This is a genomic window from Arthrobacter sp. Y3221114 (assembly GCF_059092625.1).
Genome location: NZ_JBNHHW010000002.1, coordinates 251,773 through 270,096 on the forward strand (window position 1 = coordinate 251,773; position 18,324 = coordinate 270,096).

At 68.0% G+C, this 18,324-nt stretch carries 19 protein-coding genes, 1 pseudogene and 1 riboswitch; of the genes and pseudogenes, 12 read left to right on the forward strand and 8 right to left on the reverse strand.

Features of this window, described 5'->3' with window-relative positions; translation table 11 throughout:
* Nucleotides 1-58: 58 nt before the first annotated feature.
* The 5 genes and pseudogenes from AC5RV3_RS05210 to AC5RV3_RS05230 all read left to right on the forward strand — a co-directional run bounded on the left by AC5RV3_RS05210 (nt 59) and on the right by AC5RV3_RS05230 (nt 2,983).
* Nucleotides 59-429, forward strand: a pseudogene (locus AC5RV3_RS05210) (glyoxalase superfamily protein).
* A 428-nt stretch (nt 430-857) separates the two neighbouring features.
* On the forward strand, nt 858-1,106 hold the full coding sequence (locus AC5RV3_RS05215; RefSeq protein ID WP_494113195.1) for a hypothetical protein: 249 nt from the start codon (nt 858-860) through the stop codon (nt 1,104-1,106).
* A gap of 193 nt (nt 1,107-1,299) precedes the next feature.
* Nucleotides 1,300-1,689, forward strand: a complete 390-nt coding sequence (locus AC5RV3_RS05220; protein ID WP_494121209.1) for a VOC family protein — start codon at nt 1,300-1,302, stop codon at nt 1,687-1,689.
* A gap of 51 nt (nt 1,690-1,740) precedes the next feature.
* Complete coding sequence (locus AC5RV3_RS05225) at nt 1,741-2,037, forward strand: acylphosphatase (RefSeq protein WP_494121210.1); 297 nt, start codon at nt 1,741-1,743, stop codon at nt 2,035-2,037.
* A gap of 403 nt (nt 2,038-2,440) precedes the next feature.
* On the forward strand, nt 2,441-2,983 hold the full coding sequence (locus tag AC5RV3_RS05230) for an AMIN-like domain-containing (lipo)protein (RefSeq protein WP_494113198.1): 543 nt from the start codon (nt 2,441-2,443) through the stop codon (nt 2,981-2,983).
* Between the two features lie 110 nt (nt 2,984-3,093).
* On the opposite strand, the gene AC5RV3_RS05235 is transcribed toward AC5RV3_RS05230, so the two are convergent.
* On the reverse strand, nt 3,094-5,001 hold the full coding sequence (locus AC5RV3_RS05235) for a penicillin-binding transpeptidase domain-containing protein (protein ID WP_494121211.1): 1,908 nt from the start codon (nt 4,999-5,001) through the stop codon (nt 3,094-3,096).
* Nucleotides 5,002-5,148: 147 nt separating this feature from the next.
* Here AC5RV3_RS05235 and AC5RV3_RS05240 point away from each other — a divergent pair, with 147 nt between their 5' ends.
* From AC5RV3_RS05240 to AC5RV3_RS05270, 7 genes are all read left to right on the forward strand, one after another.
* Complete coding sequence (locus AC5RV3_RS05240) at nt 5,149-6,075, forward strand: diacylglycerol/lipid kinase family protein (RefSeq protein ID WP_494121212.1); 927 nt, start codon at nt 5,149-5,151, stop codon at nt 6,073-6,075.
* Between the two features lie 165 nt (nt 6,076-6,240).
* Nucleotides 6,241-7,059: an amino acid ABC transporter substrate-binding protein gene (locus AC5RV3_RS05245; protein WP_494121213.1), complete on the forward strand. Its 819-nt coding sequence runs from the start codon at nt 6,241-6,243 to the stop codon at nt 7,057-7,059.
* Between the two features lie 43 nt (nt 7,060-7,102).
* A complete protein-coding gene (locus AC5RV3_RS05250; RefSeq protein WP_494113234.1) occupies nt 7,103-7,762 on the forward strand; it encodes an amino acid ABC transporter permease in 660 nt (219 codons plus the stop codon).
* The gene (locus AC5RV3_RS05255) at nt 7,749-8,552 is read left to right on the forward strand and encodes an amino acid ABC transporter ATP-binding protein (protein ID WP_494121214.1); all 804 of its coding nucleotides are present in this window, start codon (nt 7,749-7,751) and stop codon (nt 8,550-8,552) included. Before AC5RV3_RS05250 ends, AC5RV3_RS05255 begins: the two co-directional genes overlap by 14 nt.
* A 152-nt stretch (nt 8,553-8,704) precedes the next feature.
* The gene (locus AC5RV3_RS05260; RefSeq protein WP_494121215.1) at nt 8,705-8,917 is read left to right on the forward strand and encodes a hypothetical protein; all 213 of its coding nucleotides are present in this window, start codon (nt 8,705-8,707) and stop codon (nt 8,915-8,917) included.
* Nucleotides 8,918-9,003: 86 nt separating this feature from the next.
* Nucleotides 9,004-9,873: a prephenate dehydratase gene (locus AC5RV3_RS05265; RefSeq protein WP_494121216.1), complete on the forward strand. Its 870-nt coding sequence runs from the start codon at nt 9,004-9,006 to the stop codon at nt 9,871-9,873.
* A gap of 131 nt (nt 9,874-10,004) precedes the next feature.
* Nucleotides 10,005-10,119, forward strand: a riboswitch (SAM riboswitch).
* A gap of 52 nt (nt 10,120-10,171) precedes the next feature.
* Complete coding sequence (locus AC5RV3_RS05270) at nt 10,172-10,678, forward strand: flavin reductase family protein (RefSeq protein ID WP_494113205.1); 507 nt, start codon at nt 10,172-10,174, stop codon at nt 10,676-10,678.
* Between the two features lie 34 nt (nt 10,679-10,712).
* Here the strand turns inward: AC5RV3_RS05270 and AC5RV3_RS05275 are convergent, their stop codons facing one another.
* The 7 genes from AC5RV3_RS05275 to AC5RV3_RS05305 all read right to left on the reverse strand — a co-directional run bounded on the left by AC5RV3_RS05275 (nt 10,713) and on the right by AC5RV3_RS05305 (nt 18,160).
* Nucleotides 10,713-11,774 (reverse strand): aldo/keto reductase, encoded by a 1,062-nt coding sequence (locus AC5RV3_RS05275; RefSeq protein WP_494121217.1) that lies wholly within the window; start codon nt 11,772-11,774, stop codon nt 10,713-10,715.
* A gap of 207 nt (nt 11,775-11,981) precedes the next feature.
* Complete coding sequence (locus AC5RV3_RS05280; protein ID WP_494121218.1) at nt 11,982-12,998, reverse strand: alpha/beta hydrolase; 1,017 nt, start codon at nt 12,996-12,998, stop codon at nt 11,982-11,984.
* A gap of 123 nt (nt 12,999-13,121) precedes the next feature.
* The gene (locus tag AC5RV3_RS05285; RefSeq protein ID WP_494121219.1) at nt 13,122-13,499 is read right to left on the reverse strand and encodes a hypothetical protein; all 378 of its coding nucleotides are present in this window, start codon (nt 13,497-13,499) and stop codon (nt 13,122-13,124) included.
* A 159-nt stretch (nt 13,500-13,658) separates the two neighbouring features.
* Nucleotides 13,659-14,591 (reverse strand): cytochrome b/b6 domain-containing protein, encoded by a 933-nt coding sequence (locus tag AC5RV3_RS05290; protein ID WP_494121220.1) that lies wholly within the window; start codon nt 14,589-14,591, stop codon nt 13,659-13,661.
* Nucleotides 14,592-14,724: 133 nt separating this feature from the next.
* The gene (locus tag AC5RV3_RS05295) at nt 14,725-15,432 is read right to left on the reverse strand and encodes a FadR/GntR family transcriptional regulator (protein ID WP_494121221.1); all 708 of its coding nucleotides are present in this window, start codon (nt 15,430-15,432) and stop codon (nt 14,725-14,727) included.
* On the reverse strand, nt 15,429-16,739 hold the full coding sequence (locus tag AC5RV3_RS05300) for an MFS transporter (protein WP_494121222.1): 1,311 nt from the start codon (nt 16,737-16,739) through the stop codon (nt 15,429-15,431). The genes AC5RV3_RS05295 and AC5RV3_RS05300 overlap by 4 nt, the downstream gene beginning before the upstream one ends.
* Before the next feature lie 197 nt (nt 16,740-16,936).
* A complete protein-coding gene (locus tag AC5RV3_RS05305) occupies nt 16,937-18,160 on the reverse strand; it encodes a glycerophosphodiester phosphodiesterase family protein (RefSeq protein WP_494121223.1) in 1,224 nt (407 codons plus the stop codon).
* Between the last annotated feature and the right edge of the window lie 164 nt (nt 18,161-18,324).

An 18,324-nucleotide genomic window follows, 5' to 3' on the forward strand; every position in this document is an offset into this window, starting at 1 on the left:
CCGCAGTCCCGCGCCGGCCCCTACCGCCGGGTGCCCTGCCGGCGCTAGCGTGTCGGTCATGGAGATGAAACTCGAGCTGGTGGCCGTGCCGGTCACCGACGTCGACCGGCCAAGAAGTTTTACGTGGAACAGGTCGGCTTCCATGCCGACCACGACCACCGGGTCAGCGACGGCCTGCGGTTCGTGCAGCTCACGCCGCCCGGCTCGGCCTGTTCCATCGTGATCGGCGAGGGCATCACCGAGATGGCGCCCGGCTCGCAGCAGGGGCTGCAGATGGTCGTTGCCGATGCCGAAGCGGCCCGGGAAGAACTGCTCGGCCACGGCGTCGCCGCGAGCGCCGTGGACGCACAGCCGTGGGGGAATTTCGTCTACTTCAGCGACCCGGACGGCAACACCTGGGCGCTGCAGCAGCTGCCGGCCAGGGACTGAACCTACCGCTCGCGCGCTGGCCCTGGGGTTCCGGGCTGGCCCTGTGGCCGCCGCAGCGCCCGCATGAAATCGCCCGTCATCTGGCGTGGCCGAAGCCTGGGTTCCGCCTGCCGCCCTCGACGGAAGCCTGGAGAAACTTTTCTTGCTCCGACGGAATAAACCGGCCCGCCGGGCGTGTTCCTTAAACTGAGACTGCCAAGACAGCTGAGGAACCACCGAGTTTGCAGCAGGAGATCAGCGGAGAAGCTCTTTCCCGCGCCCTGCAGGATCGATGCCCGCCTTTGCTGTTAGCGCTCACCAGCACCCGGCATGAGCCGGCGCTTTTTCGCCTACCGAGCAGTCCCCGAACTTTGCCACGGCAGGGTCAGCCCCACGGCTGACCCGCCTGGTACAGCACGCCCTTACCGCCACGACACAGGAGGTCACGCATGACACCATCCGCAACCGGTCAGTCCCCGCTGGTCAATTCCACCCCCACCAGGATCCGCAATCTCGGGCATCTGCGCCGCGGCGATTCGGTCGAGGCCCGCATGGACAATGCCGTCCAGTACCGGGGCCGCGTGGACCGCACCGCTCCCGGCGTCGGCCTGGTGTGGATCCGCGATGACGTGGACGGCTCACGCCGCGCCATCAGCACGCAGGATTGCACGGTCTGGCGGCTGCCGCAGAAGGGCTGACGCCAGCACGGGGCGGCACGGCCCCACCACGGAGCGGACGGCTTCGGCACTCACCACAGCGCCGGCGTCGTCCGTTGCTTCGTTAACCTGACCCTTCAGGGTTCACGTGCTTGTCCCGGCGGCCCGGGCGGAGTTGAATGGGTGCCAGCATTCCGGCCGGCCACCGCCCCGGCCACCGCCTTCGGAGCATGCCATGGCCGTCTCGTTCAGCCACACCATCGTCTACGCCGCAGACAAGAAAGCGGCGGCGGAATTCTTTGCGGAGATCTTCGGCCTCGATCCGCCGCAGCCGATGTTCGGACACTTCATGACGGTCCTGCTGGAGGGCGGTGTGGCACTCGACTACGCGGACACCGGCGGGAATGTTCAGCCCCAGCACTACGCCTTCCTGGTCACCGAGGACGACTTCGACGGGATCCTCACCCGCGTCCGCTCCGCCGGAATCGACTACTGGGCGGACCCTGCCCGCAGCCGGCTCAAACAAATCAACCGCAACGACGGCGGCCGCGGCGTCTACTTCACCGACCCGAACGGCCACTTCCTGGAAGCCATAACGCGCCCCTACGGTTCCGGCACCGCGTGAGGCGGGGCAGCGCCGTCGTACGCTGGACGGATGTCCGAACAGGAGCGAAGCATGCACCAACAACAGGAAGCCGCCGGAAGCGTCCGCCTGAGCGCGACGGTGAGCGGCCGTGTCCAGGGAGTGGGCTTCCGTTACTGGACACGCGAACACGCTGAACGACTGGGGCTGGTCGGCTCGGCCGTGAACCAGGCAGACGGCACCGTAGGTGTGGTGGCAGAGGGGCCCCGCGACGCAGTGGAGCAATTCGCGGCTGCGCTCAAGTCCGGCGCGGCGCCGGGGCGCGTGGACGCTGTCGAAACGACGTACGCCCCGCCGACGGGCGGATTCACCGGCTTCGAAGTGGGCTGAGTTTTCACCGGCCTGCAAGCGCCCCGAGGGCTCTTCCCAAGCGGGACCTTGGTGTGACGTTTAAATCGAGCCGGCCCCGCGGCATATTCACGCGGGACCGGCTCTTGGGGGTTCGCCGGCCCGGCAAAAAAGTGGGGGTCCGAACCGGCTAATGCTGGAATTATGCCACTCGCCGTCCTTTAAATTGCAGGGTTGTGATTTATGTTACGAAATGGCGTAACACTTCCTTGTCGCGGTCTTTGATTACGGGCGGGCCGTGTTTCCGGTTACCGAAGGATCAAGAAAAGCGTGCCCGGGGCGCGGGCCGTAACGGTTTTGGCGTTATCGCGAAGGCGCCGGGTCCCACCGTGGAAAACGCCCCTATTCTGAGTGCATCTGTCACCCCCATGAAAGGCGGTGTGCCATGCGCAAGCTCCCCACATGGCTGTCCGTTATCCTGCTGGTTCTCGGCTTGGGACTGGTGGCGCCCGGCCCCGCCACCGCAGCGCCCTACTGCGGCATTACCTGGGGCTCAACGCCGGAGTGGGCGCCGGGGACCACCACCGCCCCCATTACCAACGTCCGCACCGGCCGGCATGCCTGCTTCGACCGCATGGTCGTGGACCTTCGCGGCGATGTGGCCGGCTACTCCGTGAGGTACGGGACGGTGCGGGCCCAGGGCTCCGGCCACGCGATCCCCTTGCGCGGCGGCGCCGACCTGGCGGTGGTCGTGAAAGCTCCGGCGTATGACGCCAACGGGCGCGCCACCTACCGGCCCGCCAACCCGCGGGAACTGGCTAACGTCGCCGGCTACACCACGTTCCGCCAGCTCTCCTGGGGCGGCAGTTTCGAGGGGTACACCACCATCGGCCTCGGCGTGCGCGCCCGCCTGCCGTTCCGGGTCTTCACCCTGGATGGCCCGGGCAGCATGTCCCGGTTGGTGATTGACGTGGCCCACCGCTGGTAGGCCTGAAGCGCTACAGGCCGGCCGTTGTCCGGCCTTCCGCTGACGACGGCGGTGCCTGCGTTCGGTGCCTTCACGCACCTCGGGCGGGCACCGCCGTCGTTGCTCAATGCCTAGCCGGCGGCGGCTTCCAGGAAAGCCTCGGCCAGCGGGCCGGCGGTTTCGGAGCCGAGCTCGCCGTCCTCCACGAACACCGCAATGGCCAGGTCCCCGTGGCCGGCGATGACCCAGGAGTGGGTCTGCGGCGGGTCCTGCGAGCCGTACTCTGCGGTGCCGGTCTTGCCGATGGCGGGTTTGCCGGGCAGGTCGGCCAAATTGGTCAGGTAGCCGTCCACCACTGCCGAGCGCATCATGGTGCGCAACTGCTTGGCCTCCTCGGCAGTCAGCTCCGGCACTTCCGGGAGCTCGGCCTTGGGGTCGTGCCCGTCCACCAGCGTGGGCACGACCGATCCGCCTTCCACCACGGCGGCCATCAACGTGGCCAGCGCCAGCGGCGACGTCTGCACCCGTGACTGGCCGATCAGCGAGGCCGCGTGCGCGGTCCCCTTGGTATCCTCGCGCGGCACATGGCCCATGAAGGCATCGATGCCGGGGTTCGCCTTCATGCCGATGCCCAAGGCGCCGGCGGCATCCGCCAGCTGGTCCTGGGAGAGTTCCTGGTGCTCGGCGATGAACGCCGTGTTGCAGGAGTGGGCGATGGCCTCGGTCAAGGTGATCTCGCCGGTGAAGGCCGCGGGATAGCTGTCCGCGTTCTCGAAGCTGCGGCCGTCCACCACGAGCTCCGGATCACAGGTGACGGCGGAGTCGGGTGTCATGCCGTTGCGCAGCAGGCCCAGCGCGGTGGCGATCTTAAAGGCGGAACCCGGGGCGTACTGGCCCAGGAACGCCGTGTTGTAGCCTTCGCTGTCCGGGCCGTTCGCGGCCGCCAGGACGGCACCGGTCGACGGCCGCAGCGCGACGATCGAACTCGGCGAGTCGATGTCGGCCAGGATGTCCTCGGCCTCCGACTGCAGGTCCGGCACCAGCGTGGTCTTCACGTTTTCGCCGCCAACCGGATCTTGGCGGAACAGCTGCCGGGACGGCGCTTCGCCGCCTTCTTCGGCAGCCTGCCCTACGGCGGAGACGGTGACTCCCGGCGTGCCGGAGAGCTCGGTGTTGAAGGCTGCCTGCAAGCCGGACGAGCCGACGGTCTCGCCCGCCACCACCGCGCCTTTGGACTTCTCGATGTCCTCGGCCGTGGCCTCGCGCACCGATCCCAACACCGGCGCGGCGAACGTGCGGCTGGGCGCCAACGGGATCTGGTCATCCACCGCCAGGAAGCCGTCGATGTCCTTCAGCTTCTTCTGGTCCAGGTCGTCGAAGGCGTCCTCGCGCAGCGTGATGGCATCCACGAAAGCTTTCGGTCCGTAGGCGGCAACCTTCTCCGCGTAACCGGCGGCGTCAATGTCCACCAGCTTGGCCAGCGCCCGCGCGGAGTCCTCGGCGGCCGATTTGTCCAGGCCTGTCTTGTCGATGCCGACGATTTTGACCGGGCGGTTCTTGACGATCGCCTTCCCCTCGGCGTCGAGGATCTGGCCGCGCTCCGGCTCCTCGGTGGACAGCACCAGCCGCTCGCCCTCGGCAAGCGAGGGCTCCAGGATTTCGGGCGTCCACCGGACCTGCCAGGCGTCCTCGGCGTAATGCAGGTCCGCCGTCGTGGTGTAGCTCCAGCCCTGCTCCGCATCCGGCACCGGCCAGTCATAGGAAAGGGTGGCCCGAAAGAGGTTGGATTCGACCTCTTCGACGCCGGTCACGGTGACTTCGGGCTCCCACGGGCCCATGCCCTCGGTCAGCCCGGCCAGTTGTTCCTGCACCTGGGCGCCGGTGGCATCGGCGAAGGCGACGTTCGACACGTCGTTGGCGGTCAGCCCTTCCGCCAGGGCCTGGGCGGTTGGATCCGGCGACTCCCGCTCCGGGGCGCAGGCAGCCACCGCTACCGCCATCAGCAGGGCCATGATGAGTGCAAGTGCGCGCCGAAGCAATTCTTCTCCCGGATCCGAGGGTGTCCTGTTAGAACCTATAAGCGGCCAGCAGCGATGTCGAGCCGGGCAGCGCGGGCCGGATGGTGCTTGAATGGGTTCCGTCGGGACGTCGGCCTTGGAGCCGGCAAACAGGACAGTTAGGACACCATGACCGAATCCGCTCCCCCAGGTTCCCGCCGTGCCGCGGTGGTCTGGAACCCGTCCAAAAAGTTTAACTTTGACCTGGTGGCGCTGGTCGAGGGCCTGTGCGCCGAAACCGGCTGGCAGCCGCCGCTCTGGCTCGAGACCACTCTGGAGGATCCGGGCGCCGGCCAGGCGCACCAGGCGCTGGAAGCGGGGGTCGACCTGGTGATCGCCGCCGGTGGCGACGGGACGGTGCGCCGGGTGGCCGGCCGGCTGGCGGCAACGGACATGCCGCTGGGCGTGATCCCTTTGGGCACAGGCAACCTGCTGGCCCGAAACCTGGACCTGCCGGTTGACGACCCGGAGACCGCTGTCGGCATCGCGTTGGCCGGCCGGGACCGGCGGATCGACGTCGTCCGGGCCACCGTGGACAAATCGGGCGGCGATTCCGTGTTCCTTGTCATGGCCGGTCTCGGGTTCGATGCTGCTGTCATCGGCGGCACCGACGACGGCCTCAAGGACCGTATTGGGTGGCTGGCGTACGTGGAAGCCGGCCTGCGCAACCTTCCGGGCAAGCCGGTCCGCGCCACGCTCACTATCGACGGCGGGAAGCCCATGACCTTGCGAATGCGCAGCGTGATGGGCGGGAACTGCGGCAAGATCCAGGGCGGATTCGAGATGTTCCCCGGCGCGCAGCTCGACGACGGCCTGCTGGACATCATGACCATCTCCCCGCGTGGCCGGCTGGGCTGGCTAGGCGTGCTGGCCGGGCTCGCCAAACGCGGCCGGAGCGTGGATCCTTCGGTTGACTACTACCAGGGCAAGCACGTGGAGATCTACGCCGGCCGGCCCCAGGAGATGCAGCTGGACGGCGACCATATTGGCATGGGTTCCCGTTTGATGATGCGCGTCGATCCGGGCGCACTCGTGGTGCGGGTGGCGGCGGAATAGAAGCATAACGACGCCGGTGCGCGGCCTCGGGAGTGCCGCTGCTCACATTGCCGACACAGTTCGGAACATATCTTGAGGTACCCGTTGTTGTACGTGCTAGCGTTCAGCGTTTGCCGGTCACCCGCCGGTTGGCTTTTCGTCCCACACCACAAGGGGTTTTCCACCATGATTCGTCGTCGTTTGTCCGTCCTCGGTGCCGCCGCATCAGCCGCCCTGGTGCTGGCCGGCTGCAGCACGTCCTCGCCGTCGGAGTCGGAGCCGGCGACCTCTGCCGCCGCGACCACGCTGCAGGAGATCCAGGACGCAGGCGTGATCACCGTGGGGACCGAGGGGACCTACCGCCCGTTCAGCTTCCACGAAAACGGCACCGGCGACCTGACCGGTTACGACGTCGAAATCGTCACCGCGGTGGCGGAAAAGCTCGGCGTGGACGTGCAGTTTGAAGAGACCCAGTGGGATGCCATCTTCGCCGGGCTGGACGCGGGACGTTTCGACGTGATCGCCAACCAGGTTTCGATCAACGAAGACCGCCTAACCAAGTACGACTTCTCGGATCCGTACACCGTCAGCACCGGCGTAGTCGTCGTGAAGTCGGACAACAACGACATTTCCTCCCTGGCGGATCTGGAGGGCAAAACTTCCGCCCAGTCGCTGACCAGCAACTTCTACAAACTGGCCAAGGCCGCCGGCGCCGAGGTGCAGGCCGTGGAGGGCTGGGCGCAGGCGGTTTCGCTGCTGGAGCAGGGCCGCGTGGACGCCACCGTCAATGACAAGCTGACCTACCTGGACTACCAGGCCACCAACAACAACGAAGCCATCAAGGTAGCCGCCGAAACCGACGAAGAGACGCAGAGCGCCTTCGCCTTCCAGAAGGGCAGCGACGACCTGGTGGAGGCCTTTAACACGGCGCTGGAGGAGTTGCGCGCGGACGGGACGCTGGCGGAGATCTCCGAGAAGTACTTCGGCGCGGACGTCAGCAAGTAGAGGGGCTGGGTCTAAAGGGAAACGCTAACGTAGCCGTATGGACATCGACTGGGAGCTTGTCGGCAGTTCGCTCTGGCCTATCGTCCAGGGCGGGCTGACCGGCACCATCCCCCTCTCGCTGGCCAGTTTCGCCATCGGCCTGGCGCTGGCCCTGGTCGTTGCCCTCATGAGGTTGAGCCGCAACCGGCTCCTGGCCGGCATTGCCCGCGCCTACGTGTCGGTGATCCGCGGCACCCCGCTGCTGGTCCAACTGTTCGTGATCTTCTACGGCCTCCCGTCGATCGGCGTGGTGCTCGACCCGTGGCCGAGCGCGATCATCGCGTTCTCACTGAACGTGGGCGGCTATGCGGCAGAAATCATCCGCGCCGCGATCCTCTCGGTCCCCAAGGGTCAGTGGGAAGCCGGCCACACCATCGGGATGGCCGGCACCACCACCCTGCGCAGGATCATCCTGCCGCAGGCTGCGCGCGTATCGGTGCCGCCGCTGTCCAATACCTTCATCTCCCTGGTCAAGGACACCTCCCTCGCCTCGCTGATCCTGGTGACCGAGGCGTTCCGTGCGGCTCAGGAGATTGCGGCGTTCAGCCAGGAGTTCATGCTGCTCTACATAGAGGCCGCGGTTGTCTACTGGGTGTTCTGCCTGGTGCTGTCCGCCGGGCAGTCCCGACTGGAGAAGAGACTGGAACGCTATGTCGCCCACTGACATCCCTGCCGCCCCCGGCCCGCAGCCCGGCGCAGCCGGGCCCGTGCTCTCCGTGGAGGGGCTGCGCAAGTCCTTCGGCAGCAACCAGGTGCTCAAGTCCATCGACCTGTCCGTCCAGACGGGCGGGGTACTGGCCCTCATCGGGCCCTCCGGATCGGGCAAAACCACAGTGCTGCGTTGCCTGAACGGCTTGGAAACCCCCGACGGCGGCCGGGTCGCCTTTTCCGGCGGCCCAGCCGTGGACTTCGGTTCGCCGGTGAACCGGAAACAGATCGCCGCCCTGCGAGACCGCAGCGCCATGGTGTTCCAGCACTACAACCTGTTTCCCCACATGACCGTGCTGCAGAACATCATCGAGGGCCCGGTCCAGGTGCAGAAGCGGCCCAAGGCCGAAGCCGTGCGCGAGGCCAGGTCGCTGCTGGACCGCGTCGGGCTGTCCGGCAAGGAAGACCAGTACCCGCATCAGCTCTCCGGCGGGCAGCAGCAGCGGGTCGGCATTGTCCGGGCCCTGGCGCTCAAACCCTCGCTGCTGTTGTTCGACGAGCCCACGTCGGCGCTGGATCCCGAACTGGTGGGCGACGTGCTGCACGTGATCAAGGAACTGGCCGACGAAGGCTGGACCATGGCCCTGGTGACCCACGAGCTGGCCTTCGCCCGTGAGGTGGCCAGCGAAGTAGTGTTCATGGACGGCGGCGTGGTCGTCGAACGCGGGCACCCCGAACAGGTGCTGCGCGAACCGAAGGAAGAGCGCACCCAGCAGTTCGTCCACCGGCTGCTGAACCCGTTCTAACGCCACGCCCACCCAAAATTCATCTGATGTCCATTGGGATGGCAGAATGTAAACTTCCATGCACCGTTCCGCATGGCAGGCTCGTTCCGGCCGGAAGCTTCCATCCCGCGTTTTCTCCTCTGCGGAAACCTCCGGCCACGAAAGGCAGAACCATGGCCACCTCCTTGGCTACCAAGTCCTTGACGGCACAGACGGCTTCCGAGGCGCACGATCTTCTGAATGCTGCGGTCGAAGAGTTGCAAAAGATCGCGGCCCTCGACGGCGATTGCGGCATCCTGGTCACGCGCACCGGCCCCGGACATTTCACCGTGGAGCTGAGCGACGACGTGCCCTACGGCATCACCCAGGAATCCCATCTGTACTAAGCCGCGTGCGGGCCGGTCATGTTTTGTGACGCCGGCCGGACCTCCGGAATGAAGCAACGGCCGGCCCCGGTGGGATAATTTCGCCCATGGCTCCAGCAATTGCGTACCAAGGCGAACCCGGCTCGAACTCCCATATGGCTTGCCGTGAAGTGCGCCCCGGTTGGGAAGCGGTGCCGTGTGCCAGCTTCGAGGACGCCTTCGCCGCCGTCACGGGCGGCGAGGCCGAACTGGCCATGATTCCCATCGACAACTCGATCGCCGGCCGGGTGGCGGACATCCACGCACTGCTGCCCAAGACCACCCTGCAGATCGTGGAGGAATTTTTCCTGCCCATCCGTTTCAGCCTGCTGGGCATACGCGGGGCCACCGTGGAGCAGGCCAGGGAGGTGCACAGCCACATCCACGCGCTGGGCCAGTGCCGGAAGCTTATCCGCAGGCTCGGGCTTACTCCGGTGATCGCCGGCGACACCGCAGGTTCGGCCCGAGAGGTGGCCGAGTGGAACGACCCGGCCAAGGTCTCGCTGGCGCCGCCGATGGCTGCCGAGCTCTACGGCCTGGAAGTCTTCGCCGAAAATGTCGAAGACGATCCGACGAACACCACCCGGTTCGTGGTGCTGGCCGACCGCCGGCCGGTCCCGTCCCGCGAAGATTTGCCCGGCCCGGCCGTGACCAGCTTCGTCTTCCGTGTGCGGAACGTGCCGTCGGCGCTGTACAAGGCCCTGGGCGGATTCGCCACCAACGGCATCAACATGACCAGGCTGGAGAGCTACATGGTGGGCGGCGAGTTTGCCGCCACCATGTTCATGGTGGACGTCGAAGGGCACCCGGACGACCAGGCCATGGTCCACGCCTTCGAGGAACTGGACTTCTTCACCACGGAAATCCGCATTCTGGGCGTCTACCCTGCGCATCCGTTCCGCCAACAGACCGTGCGCCCCGGCGGCGTCGCCCGGTAGCAGTCGGGCGACAGCCGTCGGGCAACAGCCGTCAGGCGGCAACCGTCGGGCAGCCGCAAGTAAAACGCGGCATTTGACGAAGTATTACCGGCGTTTGACCCAGGCCCTTCCCCGCTCTTAGCGTGGAGACGAATCAAGAGTGCCAACTGCACAGCCCTGGCTGGTTGGCCGGCAACCCTCTACCGTAGCGGGGTGCTCCAGGTGATGATTCGGCCCGCCGGGTATGTCGGCAGGCAAGTACGCGTATCCTCCCGCAGCAGCCCGGCAGCAGCGGATGCGCCCAAGCCCCAAGGACGCCATGTCGCTACACAATGACCTGACACCCAACACATTGCGCTCCGCCTTCGGCCGCTTCCCCTCGGGTATCGCGGCGCTGTGCGCGATCGTCGACGGCGAGCCCCAGGGCATCGTCGCCTCCTCGTTCACCGTCGGCGTCTCCCTCGAGCCGCCGCTAGTGATGTTCGCCGTGCAAAACACCTCCCGGACCTGGCCGGTGGTCCGGCGGGCCGACCGGATCGGAGTCTCGGTGCTCGGCACCGGGCACGACGGCGTCTGCCGCCAGATCGCGTCCAAGAACGGTGACCGCTTTGCCGGACTCCGCCTGCACGGCACGGACGACGGCGCGCTGTTCCTGCACGACGCGGCGCTGTGGCTGGACTGCTCGGTGCACCAGGAGGTCCCGGCCGGGGACCACCACGTCGTGCTGCTGCAGGTGCACGGCCTGTCCACGCACGACGGCACCCACGAGCCCCTGGTCTTCCACGATTCCGGGTTCCGCCGGCTGGAACAGCCGGCCTTCGTCTAGGCAGAAAAGTTCCCGCACCGGCGGCAGCCGTCGGCTAGGGCAGCGGCCTTCCCCGGGCCGCCACCCACAGGGAGTACCACTCCTGGCGGGTCATCGCCGCTCCGACCGCCTCCGCCTGGGCGCAGGCCCGGATCCGGTCCGGGCTGCTGGTACCGATGACAGGCCGGATGCCCGCGGGATGCCGCAGCAGCCAGCCCAGCACCACGGCTTCCGGAGGGCAGCCCTTGTCCCGGGCAAGTTCCGTGACCAGGGCAGCGGCCGAATGGTCCGCGGAGAGTGGGGCATCCGCCCGTGCGGAAGCATCCGTCGTCACAGCCCCCTCTGCCGTCCGGCCGTGATTCTGCCCGGTCCCGGCGGCGGGCGTTCCCGCGCCGGCCGCCGCGTCGGCCAGGCCTGCCGCACGGCCGCTGTAGCGGCCCTGGGCCAGCGCGCCCCAGGCCTGCAGTTCCACCCCGTTGGCGGCGCAGTATTCCAAGGTGCCGTGCGGGAACCTGGTGCCCGTTCCGTCCGGGTGGTTCACCAGCACGGCGGACTCCAGCCAGTCGCGTCGGTACAGGCTCATTTCGAGCTGGTTCACCGCCAGCGGCTCGTCCAGCGCCGACTGCAGCCAGCGCATTTGGTCGCCGGACATGTTCGAGACACCAAGCCGGCGGACCTTCCCGGCCATCCGGAGCTCGTTGAACGCCGCGGCGATCTCTTCGGCCGGCGCCAGCGGGTCCGGCCGGTGGATCAGCAACGTGTCCAGGTGATCGGTATGCAGCCGGCGCAGGCTTTCGTCGGTGCGGGCCAGGATGGCTTCGCGCGAGGAGTCGTACTGCCCGGCCAGGCCGGGGACCGGCAGCCGGATGCCGCATTTGCCCTGCAGCTGGATCGAGTCGCGCAGCTCGGGACGTTCGGCCAGCACCCGCCCGAACGCCGCCTCGGCCTTGCCGTGGGCGTAGATGTCGGCGTGGTCGAACGTCGTGATCCCGGCCTCCAGCGCCGCCGCGACGGCCACATGCGCGGCGGCGACGTCGGCCGCTTCCAGCGGCCCGCTCCCCCAGCCGCCGCCCAAACCCATGCACCCGAAAATGAGCCGGGATCCGGCGTCGTCCATTGGTAGTTCCCCCTTCGCTGGGCAGGTTCCCAGCGTACGACGGCGGCGCCCGGGGAGGCATCGGCGCCGGCAACCCGGGGTGACGCAGACACCGAAGATCTTGCCTCGCAGCAGGGCGGGCCCTGCCCGATGGGCCACCCGCACCACAGGCTCGTCCCCCGGCCCCGTGAGGCGGTTCACCAGTGGCGGCTCAGCGTGTCCCAAGCTTCACCCGGTGTGGCGGCGGAGGAACGCCACGCTGCGCTCCAGCACCTGCCATGCCGCCTCCAGCTCCAGGTTGAACTGGAACTGGTGCCCCAGCCCGGCGCCCGTTTGGGGGAAGAACTCCTCCACCACCGCGCCCTTGGCCCGCAGTGCTTCGACCAGCCCGAGCGAGTGCGGCAGCAACGGGTCGGTGTTGCCTGCAGAAACGAGAGCCGGCGGGTAGTTGGCGCCCACATGCCGCGCAACGGAGGCCAGGGCGATGTACGGCCGCTCCAGATAGTCCTTTGCCCCGGTGTAGGACCACAGCACCGTCCGCAGGTAGTTCTGGTTCCCGGCTTGGTCCGCCCCGGCGAGCGATAGATCGTACGCCCCGCAGTGCAACAGCACGGCGCGCAGCCGGTCCGGCCTGGTGGGCGAGGCAATGCCCAGCCTCTTGGCATAGTCAGGGTCGGCGATGACCAGCGCCAGTTGCGCAGCGATCTGTGCGCCCGCCGAGTCCCCGGCCAGCACGATCCGCTCGGTATCGATGTGCAGCCGGTCGGCATTGTGCTCCAGGTAGCGCAGCGCGGCGGCTGTTTGGCGCACCGGGGCGGGGTAGCGGCGCACGTGGGCCAGCGAATAGTCCACCCCCACGGCGGTGAAGCCGTAGGAGGCGAGGATCCGAAGGTAATTGGCGACGTCGTTCTTGGTGCCGGAGATCCAGGCCCCGCCGTGAATCCAGACGATCGTGGGAAGGCGCAGCGAATCCTGGGCCGCCTTGTCCGGGAAGAACACGTCCAGGTGGGTATGCCCGTGGTTGCTGAGGTACTCCTGATTCAACACTTCGCTGATGCCGTCCGGCACATGCCTTGCCATGGCCCGGGCCGTGCGCCGGCCGTCCCGCTCGGACAGCACCCGCAGCAGCACCGCCAGCGGCCGGGGGCTGAAGCGCAGCCAGAAGACCAGGCCGCCGGCAAGAGCCGCCGGGACGGTGATGAGCACCGCGATGGCTGCCAGTGCGCGGCGGAAACGGACCCGCATTGCTTCCTCCCGATCGGCCGGTAGTGAACCAATCGTGAGGCCGCCCCGCCCGCAGGGCAAGCCCCTCCCCCGCCTCCCGCCAACGGCCGGCAAGCCCCGCCGGCCAAAGGGCCGGAATGCCTGTCAGCCGAGGGCAACCACCAGGCTCAGGCCGGCCAGCGCCAACGCGACCGGCGTCATGGTCCACCGCTCGGGCTTGCTGCGCGAGATGGCGTTCATGAGGACGCCGACGAACAGGTACGCCGTCAGGATCCAGATCAAGACGAGCGAAGCGGTCTCCGGCAGCGTGTCGAGAAGCTGGGCCCGGTCCATGATGATGAACGCGAAGAACGCATACAGGACTACCGAGACCGCGCTTCCAAGGCGCAGCTTCGTTGGCAGCGTACGGTGGCTTCCTCCCCAGGCGAACCGGCCCAGCGGCAGGCCCGCGGCAAGCAGGATCTGGAAGACGGCCAACAGCGCGAAGACAATGCACGCGGCGATGGCCGCAACGGTGATCATGGAGGGCAGTGTAGCGGTGCTCCCTCCGGCAGCGGTCAGGCGGCCACGCGGTCTGGATGCGCACCGTCAGCCGCTGGCGGCCTTGCGCGTCAGCCGCTGGCGGCCTTGCGCGTCAGCGGCTGGTGACCTTGCCCGTCAGCGAGCTGGCGGCCTTGCCCGTCAGCGGCTGGTGACCTTGCCCGTCAGCGAGGCGATCGGCCGCAGGAAGATCGGGCGGGCCAGGAACCAGGCCGCCACCGTCACCGCGATGGAGGCCGCGAAGATCCAGAAGCCAGTCCATCCGCCGTCGTCCGTAGCCGCGTACATGTGGTTGAGGTTGCGCAGCGCTCCGGTGGCCAGCACCAGGGTCACGTGCACGATGATGAACAGCACGAAATACACCATCACCGGGAAGTGGATGGCCCGGGCCGCCTCAATCGGGAAGTACTTGTTGACCGCCGCCCGCTTGGGCCAGGCGGCGGAGGTGCGCAGGCCGGAGACGATGGCCAGCGGGGCGGCGATGAAGACGGTCGCGAAGTAGGTCAGCAGCTGCAGCGCGTTGTAGTTCACCCACCCGTTCTCCAGCGGCCAGTCCAGCGAAGCGTACTGCAGCACGGCGGAGAGCGCGTTCGGGAAAATGTCCCAGCTGGTGGGCACGATCCGCATCCAGTGCCCGGTGGCGAAGATCAGCACCATGAAGACGATGCCGTTCAGCACCCACAACGCATCCAGGGTCAGGTGGAACCACAGATTCAGGGTGATCTTTGTCGGCGGGTTCTTGGTCTTCACCAGGCCCTTGTTGTTGCGGGTCCAGTACGCCGGCGAGCGCGTGCCGGCGCGCACCTGCAGGCCGGTGCGGATGATCAACACGATCAGGAAGAAGTTGAGGAAGTGCTGCCAGCCCAGCCAGGCAGGCAACCCGACGGGCGCGGACTCGGGCAGTTCGGAGCGGCCCGGGTAGGCGGCCAGGAAGTCCTGGACACCCGGCATCGTCCGCAGCCACTTGGCCAGCAACACCAACAACAGAAGCACGACGACGGCGGCGGCCACTGCCGCGGTGATCTTCAGCCACGTCTTCCGGGTGCTTCCGGACGGTTTCGTCGAAGTGGACATCGCCAGCTTTCCTCGTTCCCTGCTTCCCGACAGTCCGGGCTTCGTGATTCAAGGTACCCCGCCTGCGCGGCATCGTGCCACAAGCCCGGCCGTGGCGGCCAAAGCCCCGCCGCCGCTCGGCGCTGGCGGGGCGCTATTGGCCTTTCTGCGGCATCCATTTCAGGCAGTAGCGCAGGTTGGCGGTGACGGTCCGCACCGCGGCTTCTTCGTCCCCGGCCGCGATGGCCTCCGCGAGGTCCTCGTGTCCGGCGCGCAGGCACCCATCGAAGCCGTCCCGCAATCGCTGGGCCATCTTTGCCCCGTGGAACACGTCGCCAAAGCTGCCGTACAGCTCGTGCAGCAGCGGGTTGCCGGAGGCCTCGGCCACGGCCAGGTGGAAGTCCCAGTCCGCAGCAATCCAGCCCTCCAGGTCCTGCTCCGCCCAAGCGCGCCGGCGCCGGGCCAGCATTTCCCGCAGCGACTCCACGGCGCCACCATCGGTTGACGGCTCCGACCGCACGGACTGCGCCGCCAGCCGCGCGGCCTGGGTGTCCAGCGCAAAGCGCACCTGAAGCACGTCCTCGTCGTCGTACTCGCGGTAGGCGCGGCGTGCGGTGCCGCTGATCTCGCTGGTGGCCCGCACGTAAGTGCCGTCGCCGCGGCGCACCTCGAGCATCCCGGCGTGGGCCAGCGCCTTAACTGCCTCGCGCAGCGTGCCGCGGGAAACGCCCAGACTTGCCATCAGTTCCGGCTCCGGAGGGATCCGGGCACCCAGCTGCCACTGCCCCGCCGCGATGGACTCCCGCAGCCTGGACGTGACTTCCTCCGCCAGCGGCGGCCGCTGGAGCGGGCCGGACCTCACGCCCGCGCCTTCCGCACCAGGCCGCTGACCGCGTGGGCCAGCAGCAGTTGCAGCGCCGCGCCGGCCACCAGGAGCACCAGCGGGATGGTCCAGTCGGCGAGCGCATCGTGCAGCAGGCCAAGGCCGAACGGGCCCAAGGCGGCGAAGAGGTAGCCCACCGATTGGGCCAGCGTGGACAGCGCCGTGGTTTCGGCGGCATCGGAACCGCTGCGGCTGATCACCAGCATCAGCAGCGGGAAAACGCCAAACCCCAGGCCGATCAGAACCGCGGGGAGCACGGCGAGTTCGGCGGGCAGCACGAGCAGGGCGAGATAGCCCGCCAGCGACGCCGTGCAGGTGATCATGAAGGCCGGCCGCAGCAGGCCCGGGCGGGCTGCCATTGCCAGCAGCAGGACGACGGCGGGGATGGACACCAGCTGGACCAGCGCGAGCAGCTGCCCGGCCGCCGCGGCATCCACCCCGCGCGAGATCAGGATGTACGGCAGCCAGCCCATCACGGTATAGACGAGCAGCGCCTGGATGGTGAACAGGCCGGTGAGCAGCGCGCCTTTGCGCGTGAGCAGCAGCGGCCACGGCGACGAGTGGCTCCGGGTCCGGGTGCCTGACTCGCGCCTGCCGGCCAAAGCCATGGGCAGGAACACCGCCAGGCCGACGACTGCCAGCAGCGCCCAGGCGGCCAGGGCGAGCGACGGCGAGTCCAACTGCGCGGCCAGTGGGACGCTGACTGCGGCGGCCAGGGTGGCGCCCACGGACATGGAGATGGTGTAGGCGCCGGTCATTGTCGACGGCCGGTGAGCGAAGTACTTGCGGATGAACGCCGGCAGCGCCACGTTGCAGACCGCCAGTCCGGACATGGACACCACCGTGCCGGCCAGCAGCATCCCGACGGACTCGATCCCCCGCAGGCCCAGTCCGGCAATCAACAGTGTCAGCGCGAGCGCGATGGCCCGTTCCAGTCCAACGCGGTTGCTCAGCCAGGCGGTCGCGGCTCCTGCCACCGCGAAGCACAGTACGGGAACGGTGGGCAGCAGGGCGGCGACCAGCGGCCCGTACCCCAGCAGCTGCTGCAGGTCGTGGAAGAGCGCGGCCGCGCTGGCAATGCCCGCCCGCAGGTTCAGCCCGATGAGTATCACGGCGGCCACGGCCACGGCGATGAACCAGCGGCCGCGCGCGGCCGGGGCCGGGACCGGCTCCCGCACGTCCAGCTCAGGTGCCAGAGCCTCGGCGAACTCCACCGCAGGGACGTCCTCCCCGCCCGGCTCCTGTCCGCCGCTGGCGCCCTCGAATGGCAGTCGGTTCGATGTCACCCCTAAACGTTAGACGTTTGATGTTTGCGCGGCAAAATGAACCGCTCCTTGGCTGGCGTCCGTTCGGGTACCGGGACTCCGGCGAGGGAGCACCGACCTCGTAACTTTCGGGGCGGCGGATGAAAACGACGCCGGACCCTCGGCGGGGCGGAAGCCCTGCCCGAGGGGCCGGCGTCGTCCGTAAAGACGGTTGCCGCTTAGTTAGCAAAGACGTCCTGCAGCGTGCCCTGCGGGGTCCACAGTGCCATGGAGTCGCCGCCGTTGTTCAGCAGTGACGCGGTGCCGTTGTTGTAGTAGGCCTCGGCGCTGTTGGTGCCGGGACCGGTGTAGACCCGCAACTCCGCGCCGGGGGCAAGCACGTAGCCCTCGCCCACAGCAAGGATATTGTTCGCCGCGTCGCGGATGATGTAGCCGCTGGCGTCGACGCTGTGGTTGGCGGTGTTGCGCAGCACCACGTGCTCGCCTGTTTCCGGCTGGACGTCGCTGCCGGCCGGGTCATTCACCGCGCCCGCGATTTCCAGGCCGGTGCCCGCGGGGAAGGGCTTCCGCCCGTCCAGATAGCGCATGGTTTGGATCGGGAAGTCACCGGTGACGGCATCGACGCCGAGGTCAATGGAGTGCTGGACGGCCTCGGGCGAGTTGGCGGTGTAAACGCCGACGACCAGCCCGGCGGCCTTGGCGTCTGCTACATTCAGCGCCGTCAGGGTGCGGTAGTTGGTGCCGATCGAATCGGCAAAGGCCGCCCAGGATTCCAGCGTGGCCGGAGCCGGGACTGTGCTCGAGAGCTGCTGCAGCGCGATCTCGGGGGCCAGGTCGGCGAAGGTGCGGTTGGAGGCCTCGTCGAAGCCGAGGACTTGGACCTTGTCGGCCGCAACAAGCTTTTTCCAGGTGGCATCGGTGCGGAGCTCGTCGGCGACGAGCTGTTCGATGCCCGGGGAGTTCTTCGGCGACTTGATTTCGATGTACACGCCGGTCTTCACCGTGGCAATCTTCGCCGCGTCATCCAGGTGCGGGATCCGCTCCCCTTGGTACTTGGCGCCGAAGTAGGATCCGGCGTCGAGCTGCTGCAGTTCATCCCAAGTGAAGGACGTGATGGGGTCCCCGGCACGCTCGGGGAATACCTCCTCCACGTTGGTGGTGCGGGCGGGAGTGTCGTCGTGGAACAGGAACGGCACGCCATCGGCGCTGAGCTGGACATCGATCTCGAAGAAGTCGGCCCCGGAGGCGCGCCCGTCCTTGAAGGCCGCGACCGTATTTTCGGGGGCGGTGCCGGCGGCCCCGCGGTGGCCGATCAGCAGCGGGGCTTCATCCTGCCCGCCGGGGTTGATCTGCGCGCCGGCCGCCGGGGCGGCCGCGAGGGTAGCGCCGACGGCGACGGCCGCGGCGGATGTGGTCAATGTTCGGAACAGGCGAGATGCCATGGGATATGACGCCCTTCGTAGTGGTTTGCCGGGTTCCCCCGCCATCGAGCTTCACAGCGCCAGTGAGCCTGCGGGCTAACCGGCTGTGAACAGAGGGTGAAAGGAAAAACCACGGCGCGCGTGGGAGGGACGGTGACGGCGGCGGCGTGATCCGCCCGGCCGGG